Origin of the sequence: Winogradskyella sp. ECml5-4, assembly GCF_036903175.1 — a bacterium.
GTDB lineage: Bacteria > Bacteroidota > Bacteroidia > Flavobacteriales > Flavobacteriaceae > Winogradskyella > Winogradskyella damuponensis.
Genome location: NZ_JAYJLF010000001.1, coordinates 184,325 through 199,410 on the forward strand (window position 1 = coordinate 184,325; position 15,086 = coordinate 199,410).

Sequence of the window (15,086 nt, forward strand, 5' to 3'; positions counted from 1 at the left end):
TCATTTTCTGAATTAATACTTCACAAATTTTATAGTACCAATTCCTTCTAGAACGACAAAATACACTCCTTGTTTTAAGTGGGCGACATTTACGGTAACATTTTTTGAATTACCCGCGTTACGCACTATCACTTTTTGCCCTAAACTATTAAATATTTGAAAAACTCCTATTTCAATTTTAGAAGATGTAATCGTCAATTCTTCTTTTCCTACTGGAACAGGAAACACCTGAATTTGATTACTCAAATCGTATTCTAATTCAGAAGTACTTAAACTATCATTACAAACAGTTTCTCCATAAATATTGACCTCTATAATACTTACCCAATCTGAAGTTGCAGAACTATTACCATTGCCGGTTATTTTTACGTAGCGTGCCACTGTATCTTCTAAGCTAAACAATTGTTCTGTAGTTATAGGCGCAATACTACTATTTTGATTGGTTAAAACAGGTGTAAATGTACTACTGCCATCAACAGCAATAGATAGATCAAAATTTGTTGTTCTCTCATCCGATTTTAAAAAGTAGACACCTATTTCGGTTAACGTATGATTACATGATAAATCAAACGTTATGGACGCTTCTCCAACTGCAGGATTTGCAGACCAGTAATAACCACTTGTAATGGGGTACACATTGTCATAAGCAAACTCGGTTGCGACATTATCTTTTCCTGTTTCTGTTCCCACTCCAAGAGCTGAACCCACAACTATTTCTTCTGGAATAAAGGATTCTGCAGATTGTGTTACTGTGATTACAACAGGGTTTGCTCCATTATTTCCAACTAATGTAATCGTTCCTACCCTATCCGTTCCGTTAACATTGTCTAAAGCTGTTATCGTAATACTTCCTTCTCCTGTACCAGCATTAGCACTTAAAGTAATCCAAGATAGATTCTCTATTAGTGTCCAGTTGGTATCAGATTCTGTAAAAATATCTACTGTAATATCACCTCCAACTCCCGCATAAACTAACAATGACTCAGAAGCCATTAAAAGCGAGCCTTCAGATGCACCAAAACCTACGCTTACACCAACATCACTTTGATTAAAAGGTCTGTGAGTTATTGAAGCCCCATATTCCTGAGCACCAACATCATAAACACCAGATCTTAGACCTCCAAAAACGTCATTTGAAAAAAGTGTTTCGCCATAAGTTCCTATAGAGCCATTAATGGCAGGACTTGCAGCTACTATTGAATATACTCCGTTAGCATTTAAATTGGTATCTAAAAAACCTGAACCTATTATAAAACCTTCAGTCGTATCTCCTGTTCCTGAATCATACATATTCCCTTCAAAAACAGAATTGGTTGCAGGTCTTTCGGTTTCAATATATACCTCACAATCTACAATAAGATTATTTGCTACGGTAATATCATTTGGTGCGACATTTTGACCAGAGCCTCCTGAATCTACTCCTATACGAAGTCCTAAATCACAATCTACAATTGTATTATTAACCACCATTAGATTATGAATAGGACCATAACCATTCAGCTGATCGTTATTGGCTTGTGTAGCCGAAATGTTTATAGCTCCAAGCGCTCCACTTTTACTCGATGAATTTTGTTTGGTAGCGTTTGTGCCTTGTATGTAATTGTTATAAATACGATGATCTTCGCCAATAACACGAATTCCTCCATTAAAATAAGACGCGGTTTTACCATCATTTAAAAAGAAGTTATTATAAACCGAACAGCCATTACCATGTCTTAGTGATAATGCGCCTAAATAATTTTCAAATGTATTTCTGTAATATTGGTTATTTCCGCTTTTATTAGCAATAATTTCAGGTTCACCACCTTTGACTTCATAAAAATAATTATCATAAACTTCAGACGACGAATCGGATAAGGACTGACTACTATCACCAATTCTAATTACATCCACATCGTTATATTCATCTGCTAGGCCCACTTGATTTCTATAGGCAAAATAGTTATGATGAATTTTCATTCGGTCTTCAATACCAGTTGTTCTTTGATTAAAAATCATAGAACCCAAACAATCTTTATTGATTAAAGTGTTATAACTAATTTCATTGTCTTGACCATAAACTCTAATCCATCTAAAATCACTGGTATTTGATGGTGGATTATAATCATCTATTTTAACCTGTGAGACTTTACAATGAGAACATTCGGAAACATTTTTAAACGAAATTACATACGAATTGGCACCAAATTGGCTAAACGTGTACGTTCCTGTAAAAATAATTCCTGTTAAAGTAATATAAGAACCCCCCATTTTAATACGGCAGTTATCAAATATAACTCCGCCTGGTGTTTCTGCTTGTATAATTATACGGTTGGAAAAAGATCCATTGGCTTCAATAGAAAAATCACCATTACTATAGGTTCCATTTTCAATGGTAATAACAGAGCCTTCTACGGCAGAATCTAGAGCGTTTTGAATAGCTTCAACTGAAGCAATTTGAGCATTCCCAAACCAACAAGCCAGAAAACATAAAATATTAAAAAGAGTGATTTTAGAAATCATGGTATAGGATTAAGAATAATTTTTATAAAAATAAATCAATTATAAAAAACCCTACTAAAAAGAAGAAAGAATTTAATGTTTAATCCTAAAAATGATATGGTCTATTTTTAGGATTAAACATCTTATTTGGTATCGATTACAAAAGGGCGTCGATAGCGTCTGAATAAGCTTTTTTAGGTGCAACTCCAACTTGGCGACCAACAACTTCACCTCCTTGAAAAACCAATACTGTAGGTATGTTTCTAACACCATACTTAGCAGCAAATTCTTGGTTTGCATCAACATCTACTTTACCAACTACAGCTTTACCTTCGTATTCTGTGCTAATTTCATCAATGATTGGTCCAACCATACGACAAGGTCCACACCAAGCAGCCCAAAAATCAACTACTACTGGTTTATCACTTTTTAATACTGTCTCTTCAAAATTTGCATCTGTTATTTCTAATGCCATAATATTTATTTTTAATTGTTTTGTAATTCGTTTTTGAAGCACCTTTCTATTGGTGCAACTGCAAAATTAGTCAAAATATTTGGCAAACCTTACAATGGCTGTATATGTTTTGGTTATAGCCACATAGACGACTTATATATGCACTTTTTTGGGCGCATAAACCAGGCTGTCCGCTATATCTTTTTTGCTTTTAATGGCAAAAAAGGATGCCGCTACCATCCTTTGCGCAAATTCTGCGTATTTATTAAGCTTTAAGTCAAATCTATATAAATTGTTATTCTATAACATTCTTAGACAAAAATGCTAAAATCAGCTTTGCGATATCTCTTGTTTTTTCTTCTGCAGCAAAATGCCCAGCATCCAATAGGTGTAACTCCGCATTGGGTAAATCTCTTAAATAAGCCTTCGCACCATACGCGTTAAATTTCAAATCCTTTTTCCCCCAAACAATTAGGGTTTTTGGTTGCTGTTCGCTTAACATGGTTTGCCATTTCGGATACCGAATTAAATTGGTATTGTAATCTTGAAAGAGCTGTACCTGAATTTCTCTATCACTTTCAGATTTTAGAAATGCCAAATCATGTGTCCACGCATCCGGACTTTGTATATTGCTATTTGAAGCTTCTAAATCAAACAAATACTGCTGGTTTATTATAGCATCTTTACCTGTTAAACGATATAAAAATTTGTATTTGGCTTCTGACGTATCTGTTTGTGCCGTTCTAAAAAAATCTTGTCGTTGAGGCGTTAAACCGTCTAAATACGCATTCGCATTCTGAACAATTAAAGCTTGAATGCGTTTTGGATTTTTCATCATCATGCGATAGCCCACAGGAGCTCCAAAATCTTGCATATACATCACATAGCTTTTAATTTGAAGCGTATCCATTAACTGCTGCGTATAATCTGCCAATAGATCAAAAGTGTATGTTGTCGTTGTGGGATCTAAATGGGTACTGTAACCCGACCCTAAATTGTCTGGTGCTACAACATGGTAATGTGTTGCCAACATAGGAATAAGGTTTCTATACGAATGTGAGGACGAGGGATAACCATGCAATAAAACTATGGTTGGGTTATTTTTGTCTCCTGCTTCTCTATAAAACAGTTTTACACTATCAATGGTTACATAATTATAAGTCGTCGCTGGTGGTAAAAAGAACTGTTTTTTAGTGTCGCCTGATTTAGTCTCACAGCCCAATAAGGCTAATGATAACAATAAAATTATTACAAATTGCTTCATGTTATATTTCGTCTAATTTAAGCATCAAAAGTATTTTGAGACTTGAGGAATAGAAAAGTCATAACCTAAATAGAAATAAGTTATGACTTAGTAATTATTGTATGCTTTTAATTTCTACCAGCCATAACACCACCATCGGTATCCCAAATCGCACCTGTTACCCAAGCCGCTTTGTCTGACAATAAGAATACAATACTATTGGCAACATCTTCCGATTCACCAAAACGACCTATAGGATGAAACCCATTAAAGCCAACCAATGCTTCTTTAGCTGCGTCTTCACCTCCAAAAACACCGTGATACACAGGAGTATTTACTAAAGCCGGAGACACGGCATTGACGCGAATATTATCTTCTGCTAATTCCATCGCTAAATGTTGTGTTAGCGAATGTAAACCTGCTTTTTGCATAGAATAGGCTGTAGATGGTGTTGCTTTAACAGCTTGTTTTGCCCACATAGAACCTACATTGACGATAGCACCACCTTGAGTTGCTTTCATCTTTTTAACAGCACTTTGTGTGATAAAAAAGAAACCTCTGTTTAAATCTAAATACGAATTATAATCTTCCATCGTATGATCTAAAAAAGGTTTAGGACCAAAAATTCCTGAGGCGTTTACCAAATAGTCTAAGTTATCTAAACCATCTATTTTTGCGATTAAAGCGTCTACTTCAGTCGTGTTAGAGATGTTTGCCGTGTGTTTAACCAAATTTGGTGCATCGGCAATTTTATCGGTATTTCTACCTACAACATGTACTGTTGCTCCTCCTTCTAATAAGGCATTTGCAGTTGCATTACCTATTCCACTTGTGCCGCCAACAACTAAGGCTACTTTGTTTTCAAATTCTTTCATTGCATTTTTATTTAATTACTGATTACAGACAGACAAGTCTGTCTTTTTATATTCAAATTTTTTTAAACGATTATTTTTTTACATAAATTTTTAGACTCAAGAATAGGCCAGTCTTCTTGATGTAGGTGGCTTTCTCCAACAGCACTTTCATAGAGTAAGTAAATTTGTCTTGCTAGTGAATTTACTTCTTCACTTTTAATATCTTCTAAATTGTTTGTGATTAGTGTTGCGATACGTGTAATGAAATCATTTTTTTGAGATTGAATTTCATTTCGAATGATCTCATTGTCTTTTGGAATTTCTGAAACCGTTTTTATACACCAACACCCATTAAAATCTTTGTCCTGATAAAACAGTTGAAGGAAATCGAATAGGGCTAAAATCTGTGCTATTCCTTTGGGTTTTGACCTTGTGAAATTTTTTAAATTCTCTAGAAAATGGCTATTCTTATATTGAAGATATGCCAGACAAATCGCTTCTTTAGATTTAAAATGATTGTAAAGGGTTGCCTTAGCAATGCCTGCTTCGGCAATAATTTGATTAATACCTGTAGAATTATACCCATTCTTATAAAATAAAAATGAGGCCGTTTCTATAATTCTATGTTTTACTTCGGCATGTTTCATGATGCAAATATATCAATTATTTTTAAAAACAGACAAGTCTGTCTATTTTATTTATTACAATCAAAAAAACACATGCATTAGAGAACTATCTTCGTTTTAAAACGCCATCAAATGGCTTTTAAATGTATTGGGATGTCATTCATTCTGTATCTTGAAACCTTTCTTTTATCTTATTCTCAACTCTAAAAATCAATAGAATAACCATTACAATCATTAAACCCAGACCTAAAATTGTAGAAATCCCTTCAGTGGGTTGATATACCAGACCTATGAGTCCAACCATTGAAAGTAGCAGTCCGTACTTTATCATTTGTTTGGAGGCATATAGTTGTGCAAAATCCCATCTCAGTTGATTTTTCATAGAGCTTGCTGTTCTATAGCCATAGATGCTATTGATCTTCTTTGGTGGAAATTTGTACATAAAACATCCTACGATACAAAAGATGAGTCCACTACTAAATGGAATTAAAAATAATGGGTTTTCGAATAACATATGATGCACTAATTTTTAGGCTTGGCCCTGACCATAAATGTATAAAATTTAATATCGTTTGAATAGCTGAACCGTTATTTTTGTATGCATTATTACCATCGTATTTATTTTAGATATTTATGCATATAAATATTTGAAACTATTAAAATCCCCATTAAAACAAAGAGCAATAATATTATAAAGATGGAATCCTTATGCTTAACATGTGCAACTAATGCCGTTACTAGGAATAATCCAACGCCAGCATAAGTCCATTCTTTTAACTGCGAGGATACAAATGGCAGTACTAATATAATGGCTGCTATACTTTTTAGTACTGCCAACTCTATCCTAAAATAGTCAGGAAAACCCAATGCTTTAATGCCATCTATAGTACTTTTACTAAATAGATAAGAATACGAACTTAACAATAGAAATGCAGAAATGATGCCTGTAGATATCCAGTATATTGTTTTCATACGAATTGCTTATAAAAAACTTGCCTTTAACTGATTAACAATCTTAGTGCCATCTGGATCGGCTTGCGTTTTTAGTTCACAAAAATCTTCAGCCCATTTTGAGGTTCTAATTCGCAGTGGTGGCTGTTCATGCTGTGCGACATTTAAAACCACTTCTGCAACCTCAGCTCCTGTTTGATACACTTGATTTTCACTTTCATTTGCTCGTTTTTGATTTCCTGCCATATATCGTTCAAAGATTGGTTGGTATTCTCCTGTTGCAAATTGACCTTCAACAGCGGTTTTTTCGATGGCAGACGTCATAAATTCTGTAGCAATTCCTCCTGGTTCTACACAAGTGATTTTAATATTGAAAGCATCACTGACATAAGTTGCTAAACCTTCCATAAAACCTTCTACGGCAAACTTTGCTCCACAATACAATTCGTTAAATGGCTGTCCTACTAAACCACCAACAGACGTAATACTTATGATTTGACCACTCTTTTGTTTTCTCATATAAGGCAGCACTGCTTGTGTACAGAATACCACTCCGTGATAATTCACTTCAGTCACCCATCTAATTTCATCTTCTGTAGATTGTTCAGTTGTTTTGGCAAATCCGGCTCCTGCATTATTAACCAGCACATCTATTTTACCATCTTTTTCTATAATGGTCTCAACCGCAGAAGTAATGGAGTCAATTTTAGTGACATCTAAAGGAAGTAACTCAATATCCAAATTTTCTTCTTCTATTTTCTTTTTGAGTTGGTCAGCTTTTTTTAGGTTTCGCATTGTAGCATAAACCTTATAATTATTCTTAGCAAATAGCATTGAAGCTTCAAACCCTACTCCTGTTGATGTTCCTGTAATTAATACATTTTTTTTCATAATTATTATTTTATGGAATGAATATTCATTCCAATTATTAGATAAATTTTTTTTATTCTTTAATGGCGTCCCAAACCATTTGTGTTTGATTTTTAAGGGATGTCGTTTTTGTTTCTGATTGGTGAAAATACCATCTTAAATAAGCCAAAACAGCACCACCAATAAACATTAATATTTCGTCTAATTCTATAGCTTTAATAATGCGCTCTTGTTGACCTTTAACTAATAGTTCATGAACTGGAGCAACAGATTTCCCTCCTTCTTCTCTACTTTCTTTAGTAATAATTGGAGACGCTTGTAATTGCTCCATAAATTTAAAATAAGTAGGATTTGCAATAAAAAAATCAATAATAGACCTTAGATAATTTTCAAATTGTGTTTTTATTGGTTGCTCTACATCAAAATCTAAAAACACTGATTTTTCTTTGGCCTTTATATTTACATAAATCTCATTGATTAAGGACTCTTTGTTAGGGAAATAGTTATAAATTGTTCCCATTCCTGTCCCGGCAGCTTTTGCAATAGCAGACATTGGTGTATTATGAACTCCTTTCTCTGTAAGCAGTATAAGTGCAGATGATAATATAGCCTCTTTTTTATTCACGTTGCAAATATAAATATATTGGAATGAATATTCCAAATAATACTGTAGATTTCTTAAATTTAATGTGTTAATCGAAAATGGAATCATGAAAAACGAAATTTAGATTTATAGATAAAACCTTTTCGTCAAATAATCTTTTATAGTTTATTGATTTAATAATAAAAAGATTCTTCCATTTTCGTGTTCATTTCAAATACTAATTCAACTTATACATTATATCATGCTCCTTCAAACTATTTAACAGCTGTTGTGAAATTTTGACTTTATTTTTTCGGCTTGGCATCTGCACTTTTATCTTTTCAGCATTATCATAGACTACAAAATTTAGAGTTTGATTGCCTTCATGGAATTTTATTAAGTCATATAACACAGAAACTGTTTCCTTTTCTAAATCTCTAATATTTAATTGAATGGATAATTTTTTAGCATAAGTATCCATCACATCATGCAGCAACTGAAAATTATTAAACTGAATTCGTGGTTCTCCTTTTTTACCAGTATCTCTATTGACCCAACCTTCACGTACAAAAGCTCTGACATAAACAAAAGAATTGATAACAAAGAAGTGTCTAAACTTTAAATAGTCTTCTCCAAAAATTCTGAATTCAAAACTGTCGGTATAATCTTCAATCGTAAAAATAGCCCAACCTTTACCTTGTTTACTTACACGATGCTGTACATCTGTAACAACACCTCCAAAAGTAACTTCCTTATTTACAATAGCTTCCAAATCATTAAAATGCGCCACCACTCCGTTACAAAAAGTCTTCATTTCAATAGCAAAATCATCTAAGGGATGGCCTGAAATATAAATACCAACCACTTCGCGTTCTCGCGATAATTTCTCCATCGTTCCCCAATCTTCACACGGTGGTACAACGGGTTCTGCAATTTGCACATCACTAGCTTCACCAAACAAACTGACCTGAGCTGAGTTTTCATTCTCCTGATGTTTGGCACCATATTTAACCGCTTTTTCTAAAAAGGTAATTCCATCACCATCGTCTGCAAAATATTGTGCTCTATGTGTATCTGACCAACAATCAAATCCGCCAGCATTAGCAAGGCCTTCAAATGCTTTTTTGTTGGCTGCTCGCAAATCGATACGCTTAGCTAAATCGAAAATAGATTTATAAGGTCCTCCTTCTTTTCTGTTTTCTACAATAGTCTGAACCGCTCCATGACCAACCCCTTTTATGGCTCCCATTCCAAAACGAACGGCATTATCTTTATTTACCGAGAACTTATAAAAACTCTCATTAACATCTGGACCTAAAACCGGTAATCGCATCCGTTTACACTCTTCCATAAAGAAGGTTACAGATTTAATATCGTTCATGTTATTGGATAATACCGCTGCCATATATTCTGCTGGATAATGCGCTTTTAAATAGGCGGTTTGGTACGCAATCCATGCATAACATGTAGAATGCGACTTGTTAAAGGCGTAACTCGCAAAGGCTTCCCAATCCTTCCAGATTTTCTCTAGTTTTGTTTTGTCTAAACCTTTAGCACCAGCTTGCTCAATGAATTTTGGTTTCATTTTATCCAAAACCGCAATCTGCTTTTTACCCATGGCTTTCCTCAAGACATCGGCTTCACCTTTAGTAAAATCGGCCAATTTTTGAGACAGTAGCATTACTTGCTCTTGGTAAACTGTAATTCCGTAAGTTTCTTTAAGGTACTCTTCCATTTCTGGTAAATCGTACACAATCTCTTCATCACCATGTTTACGTGCAATGAAACTTGGAATATATTCCATTGGACCAGGACGATACAAGGCGTTCATGGCAATTAAATCATCAAAAACCGTTGGCTTTAGATTCTTCATGTGTTTTTGCATGCCAGGCGATTCATACTGGAATACACCAACCGTTTCACCGCGTTGGAATAATTCGTATGTTTTGACGTCATCCAAAGGAAAATTCTCTGGATCGAGCAAGATACCATGCTTGGCTTTTACAATTTTTACCGTGTCCTTAATTAAGGTCAAGGTTTTTAATCCCAAGAAATCCATCTTCAACAATCCGGCATCCTCAACAACAGAGTTATCAAATTGGGTCACATACAAATCAGAATCCTTTGCTAAGGATACTGGCACATAATTGGTAATATCACTTGGTGTTATAATTACACCACAAGCGTGAATTCCGGTATTACGAACCGAGCCTTCTAAGATTCTAGCTTGGTTAATGGTTTCGGCTTGTAGGTCGTCACCATCAGAAATATTAAGCAGTTCATTAATTTTTTCTAAATCTTCAGCCCTAAATTTACTTGCTAATTCCTTTTCCGAAAGTCCAAAAATCTTTCCGAGTTTAGACATCAACGGAATTAGTTTGGCAATATGATCGGCTTCATTTAAGGGTAAATCTAAAACTCTGGCTGTATCTCTAATCGACGATTTTGCCGCCATGGTACCGTAAGTAATAATTTGCGCAACTTGATTGGCGCCATATTTATCAATTACATATTGCATAACACGACCTCGACCTTCATCATCAAAATCGATATCAATATCAGGCATACTTACACGATCTGGATTTAAGAAACGCTCAAAAAGTAAATCGTACTTAATCGGATCAATATTGGTAATCCACAAACAATAGGCAACCACCGAACCTGCTGCAGATCCACGACCAGGTCCTACGGAAACGTCCATTTTTCTAGCTTCGCGAATAAAGTCTTCTACAATTAAGAAATATCCTGGATACCCTGTTTTTTCAATAACGCTTAACTCAAAATCGAGACGTTCTTCAATTTTTGGTGTAATTTCACCATAACGAATTTTGGCTCCTTTATACGTTAAATGCCGTAAAAAGGCATTTTCACCGCGTTTGCCATTATCGACTAAATCTTCTTCAAATTTAAATTCATCAGGTATATCGAAAGCAGGTAATAATACATCTCGCGCTAATTCGTAAGGCTCAATCTTATCGACTACTTCCTGAATATTCACAATCGCCTCAGGCACATCTCTAAAGAGTGCTTTCATCTCTTCTGTAGACTTAAAGTAATATTCCTGATTTGGCAAACCGTAACGATAACCACGACCACGACCAATTGGCGTCGCCTGTTTTTCTCCATCTTTTACACACAATAAAATATCGTGGGCATTGGCATTTTCTTGATCGACATAATAGGTATTATTGGTTGCTACCAATTTAACATCATGCTTTTTTGCCAATTTAATCAATACCGGATTTACACGGTTTTCGTCTTCTTGATTGTGACGCATTATTTCAACATACAAATCATCTTGAAACGTTTCTTTCCACCATAACAAGGCTTCTTCTGCCTGATTTTCTCCAACATTTAAAACCTTACTTGGCACTTCACCATAGAGGTTTCCTGTTAAACAGATTAAATCTTCTTTGTACTGTTCTATCAGTTTTTTATCAATTCTTGGGACGTAATAAAACCCGTCTGTAAAGGCAGCCGAAGACAATTTTGCTAAATTGTGATAGCCTTTTTTATTTTTTGCCATCAATACAATTTGATAGCCATTATCTTTTCTGGTTTTGTCTGCATGATTTTCACATACAAAAAACTCACAACCAATAATTGGTTTTATAATTTTACCTTTCTTTTCTAATCCGGCTTCTTCTGCTTGTTTGTGTTGTGCTTTTACTCCTTTATTATGATTGGAAACAGCCGTTACAAAGTGAAAGGCGCCCATCATGTTTCCGTGATCGGTTAAAGCTACGGCTGGCATGCCTTCTCTAGCTGCTGCAGCCACGAGATCTTTCACACTAATTGTTGATTGAAGAATGGAATACTGCGAATGGTTATGCAAATGCGCAAAATCGACATCCTTAATTTGTGATGCCGCTTCTTTATCAATGGTTACAGGTGTGGCTTGTTCTTTTTGCAGACGTGCATTAATCTTTGCACTTTCCCGCTTAAGATTGATATGTTTTAAGCCAATAAGTTGAATCTCTGCAGGATTTTCTTGCGTAAACTTCTCAAAATATTCTGGCTCGACATCGAGCTCTTCCTTGGTATATTGTTTACGTCGTATTAATTCTAAAAAACAACGTGTAGTAGCTTCAACATCGGCTGTGGCGTTGTGTGCTTCAGAAAAAGGCTTATTAAACAAATACTCATGTAACTCCGTTAAGGTTGGTAATTTAAACTTTCCGTAACGTCCACCTGGCAATTGACATAAGCTTGCTGTGTGTTCTGTACAGGTATCTAAAACAGGTAATTCTTGAAGTGGATTTGTAACGTTTTCACGTACAAATTCTGCACCCATAATATTTAAATCGAACTTTACATTCTGACCAACAACAAATTTCGTTTTAGATAAAGCAGCATTAAACTTTTCTAAAACTTCAGCTAGTGGCACCCCTTGTTCTTGTGCTAATTCCGTTGAAATGCCGTGAATTTTTTCGGCATCATAAGGAATATTAAACCCGTCTGGTTGTACCAAATAATCTTGATGCTCGATACAATTCCCCATACCATCATGCAATTGCCAAGCAATTTGAATACATCTTGGCCAATTATCGGTATCAGTAATTGGTGCATCCCAGCGTTTTGGTAATCCTGTGGTTTCTGTATCGAATATTAAGTACATGCGTTGTTCTGTCGTTTATTATTAAATCGTGTGTTTTTACTGCAAGGACACTAAAGCATAAAACGCTTATAATCAGCAAAAATTACAATTATAGTCTTCAAAAAGTTAGCTTATAAAATTACATAGAATTTGCACTTTTCTGAAATGAAATTACAAAGAGTTTTGAACATAAAAAAAGCGTCACTCGTAACGAGTAACGCTTATCTATTTTTATATCAGAATTAATTTATGGTTGTAAATAATCTGGTATTCCATTGCCATCGGTATCAACCGCATCATCAGGATTACCATCACCATTTGGATCTGCATTTTCGTTTAAAGTTAATATAGAATCACCATCATCGTCATTATCCAGATAATCTGGTACACCATCTCCGTCTGTATCTCCAGTTTCGTAGTTTGAGAATAAGCCATCGCCATCATCATCATTATCTAAATAATTCACATCACCATCTCCGTCTGTATCAATAGGATTTCCATCTTCATCTTTAGCTTCATCGATAGTTAAAACACCATCACCATCATCGTCATCATCTAAATAGTTAGGAATACCATCTCCATCTGTATCATCGTTTGTTAAATCACCATCTCCGTTAAAATCTTCAAACACATTTGGTACTCCATCATTATCATCATCTGCACAATCTAAAGCATCAATTTCTTCCTGAATACTTCCATCGGCATCTCCACATATTTCAATTTGCTCTTGAAGGTAGAATAAATACTGTGCACACTTTTCATTAAAGTTACCAATAGTTGCAGTAATATATTGCGACTCTGCTTCAGTAACATTATGAATAGCATCTTCACAAGACATCACACAGTTTCCTAAATTATCTATCATTTCTTGTATAGAACCATCTGGATCACCACAATAATTACGTTGAACATTTAATGCTGCTATGTAATTATTACAAGCGGCTTCAAAATCTGCTTTAATTATAAATTCTAAATCACTTGAAGTTGCTGCTTCGTATGCTCCTTCAGCTTCATTTGCCAAATCTTCAACATCTGCACAAACGATAGGGTTTGTAGGAATAGAACCCGATAACAAAGGTACTTTATAGAATATTCCGCCATAGATAGGATCTCCCGTAGATTGTTCTACATCATGAGTAGATCCTGTAAAATTGACAACATCACCAGAAGCACTATAGGCATTAAAACGAAATGTACCCGTAAAGGTATTATTTAATATTTCTGTAAGCCTTATTTCACCATAATCCTCATAATCAGGAGATGTTCCATTAGAATTGTTAGTAGAATATACAGTTCCATCTGCTTTGGTAAATCTCGCTTCAATTGATTCTACATCACCTAAAATATATCCATCTACATTAATTGATGCAGAAGGCAAAAACAATTCTAAGGTTTCAGCATTATTTATTCCTTTAATCGTTAAGGCACCTGTTGCATCTATGCTAGCTCCGAAAGATTTTGCTCTCCAAAATTGATTATCATAAGAGCCCTGAATTGCAGGTGAATTAAACTGCACTTCGTCTCCACAGCCAAATAATGTTAAAAAAACAAGAGTTATAAGGGTAAATTTTTTCATCTTTTAAAGAGTAATTTTTTTAATCTTTGCTTCAAATATAACGAAACAGAATTATCAAAAGTATAATTTTTTTTCATACTATGCCCAACTTAGTTTTTCTTTTAGCTAAAGTGGAGTTCTTTTAGTTAAAATGAATTGTCCTGCATTTAATCTTTAAACTTATTAACTCCATAATTTTGATGATCTTATCTCTAAAGGACACCTCAATAAACACTTAAATTAAAGTATTGATTATTAAAAAAATATATTATCTTTGCGCCCTCATTAATAACAGAGGTCGAGAACCTCACTAATTAATTATTATGCCTGTAAAAATTAGATTACAAAGACACGGTAAGAAAGGAAAACCTTATTACTGGATCGTAGCAGCGGATTCTCGCGCTAAAAGAGATGGTAAATACCTTGAGAAATTAGGGGCTTACAATCCAAACACCAATCCTGCAACTATCGAATTAGATGTTGACGGAGCTGTAACATGGTTACAAAATGGTGCACAACCAACTGACACTGCAAAAGCAATTTTATCTTATAAAGGTGCTATGCTAAAAAATCATTTAGCTGGTGGTGTTAGAAAAGGAGCATTAACTGAAGAGCAAGCTGAAGCAAAATTCAACGCTTGGTTAGAAGAAAAAGCTTCTAAAGTACAAGCTAAATCTGATGGTTTATCTAAAGCAGATGCTGATGCTAAAGCTAAAGCACTTGAAGCTGAAAAAGCAGTAAATGAAGCACGTATCGCTGCAGCTGCACCAGTTGTTGAAGAAGTAGCAGAAGATGTTGCAACTGAAGAAACAACAGCTTCTAACGAAGAAGAGTAAAAAATTTATTTTATACTTTTAAACCCAGACTATAAT

General features: G+C 34.7%; 12 protein-coding genes. 1 reads left to right on the top strand and 11 read right to left on the bottom strand.

Annotation, left to right across the window (positions count from 1 at the left end):
- Positions 1 to 12: 12 nt before the first annotated feature.
- The 11 genes from VDP25_RS00750 to VDP25_RS00800 all read right to left on the bottom strand — a co-directional run bounded on the left by VDP25_RS00750 (position 13) and on the right by VDP25_RS00800 (position 14,235).
- On the bottom strand, positions 13 to 2,502 hold the full coding sequence (locus tag VDP25_RS00750) for a chondroitinase-B domain-containing protein (protein WP_334465554.1): 2,490 nt from the start codon (positions 2,500 to 2,502) through the stop codon (positions 13 to 15).
- A gap of 136 nt (positions 2,503 to 2,638) precedes the next feature.
- Complete coding sequence (gene trxA, locus VDP25_RS00755; protein WP_020898224.1) at positions 2,639 to 2,956, bottom strand: thioredoxin; 318 nt, start codon at positions 2,954 to 2,956, stop codon at positions 2,639 to 2,641.
- Between the two features lie 274 nt (positions 2,957 to 3,230).
- A complete protein-coding gene (locus tag VDP25_RS00760) occupies positions 3,231 to 4,199 on the bottom strand; it encodes an alpha/beta fold hydrolase (protein ID WP_334465560.1) in 969 nt (322 codons plus the stop codon).
- Positions 4,200 to 4,306: 107 nt separating this feature from the next.
- Positions 4,307 to 5,053, bottom strand: coding sequence for an SDR family NAD(P)-dependent oxidoreductase (locus VDP25_RS00765; RefSeq protein WP_334465563.1), 747 nt, complete (start codon positions 5,051 to 5,053; stop codon positions 4,307 to 4,309).
- A 62-nt stretch (positions 5,054 to 5,115) separates the two neighbouring features.
- Positions 5,116 to 5,679: a TetR/AcrR family transcriptional regulator gene (locus VDP25_RS00770; protein ID WP_334465566.1), complete on the bottom strand. Its 564-nt coding sequence runs from the start codon at positions 5,677 to 5,679 to the stop codon at positions 5,116 to 5,118.
- Positions 5,680 to 5,818: 139 nt separating this feature from the next.
- Positions 5,819 to 6,172, bottom strand: a complete 354-nt coding sequence (locus VDP25_RS00775) for an SdpI family protein (protein ID WP_334465568.1) — start codon at positions 6,170 to 6,172, stop codon at positions 5,819 to 5,821.
- Between the two features lie 104 nt (positions 6,173 to 6,276).
- On the bottom strand, positions 6,277 to 6,630 hold the full coding sequence (locus VDP25_RS00780) for a DoxX family protein (RefSeq protein WP_334465570.1): 354 nt from the start codon (positions 6,628 to 6,630) through the stop codon (positions 6,277 to 6,279).
- A gap of 9 nt (positions 6,631 to 6,639) precedes the next feature.
- A complete protein-coding gene (locus VDP25_RS00785) occupies positions 6,640 to 7,500 on the bottom strand; it encodes an SDR family oxidoreductase (protein ID WP_334465573.1) in 861 nt (286 codons plus the stop codon).
- A 52-nt stretch (positions 7,501 to 7,552) separates the two neighbouring features.
- On the bottom strand, positions 7,553 to 8,104 hold the full coding sequence (locus VDP25_RS00790; RefSeq protein WP_334465576.1) for a TetR/AcrR family transcriptional regulator: 552 nt from the start codon (positions 8,102 to 8,104) through the stop codon (positions 7,553 to 7,555).
- Between the two features lie 196 nt (positions 8,105 to 8,300).
- Positions 8,301 to 12,680 (bottom strand): DNA polymerase III subunit alpha, encoded by a 4,380-nt coding sequence (dnaE, locus tag VDP25_RS00795; RefSeq protein ID WP_334465579.1) that lies wholly within the window; start codon positions 12,678 to 12,680, stop codon positions 8,301 to 8,303.
- Between the two features lie 226 nt (positions 12,681 to 12,906).
- Positions 12,907 to 14,235, bottom strand: a complete 1,329-nt coding sequence (locus VDP25_RS00800) for a DUF6252 family protein (RefSeq protein ID WP_334465583.1) — start codon at positions 14,233 to 14,235, stop codon at positions 12,907 to 12,909.
- 302 nt (positions 14,236 to 14,537) lie between these two features.
- On the opposite strand from VDP25_RS00800, the gene VDP25_RS00805 reads away from it, so the two are divergent.
- Positions 14,538 to 15,050, top strand: coding sequence for a 30S ribosomal protein S16 (locus VDP25_RS00805; RefSeq protein WP_215926945.1), 513 nt, complete (start codon positions 14,538 to 14,540; stop codon positions 15,048 to 15,050).
- Positions 15,051 to 15,086: the final 36 nt, after the last annotated feature.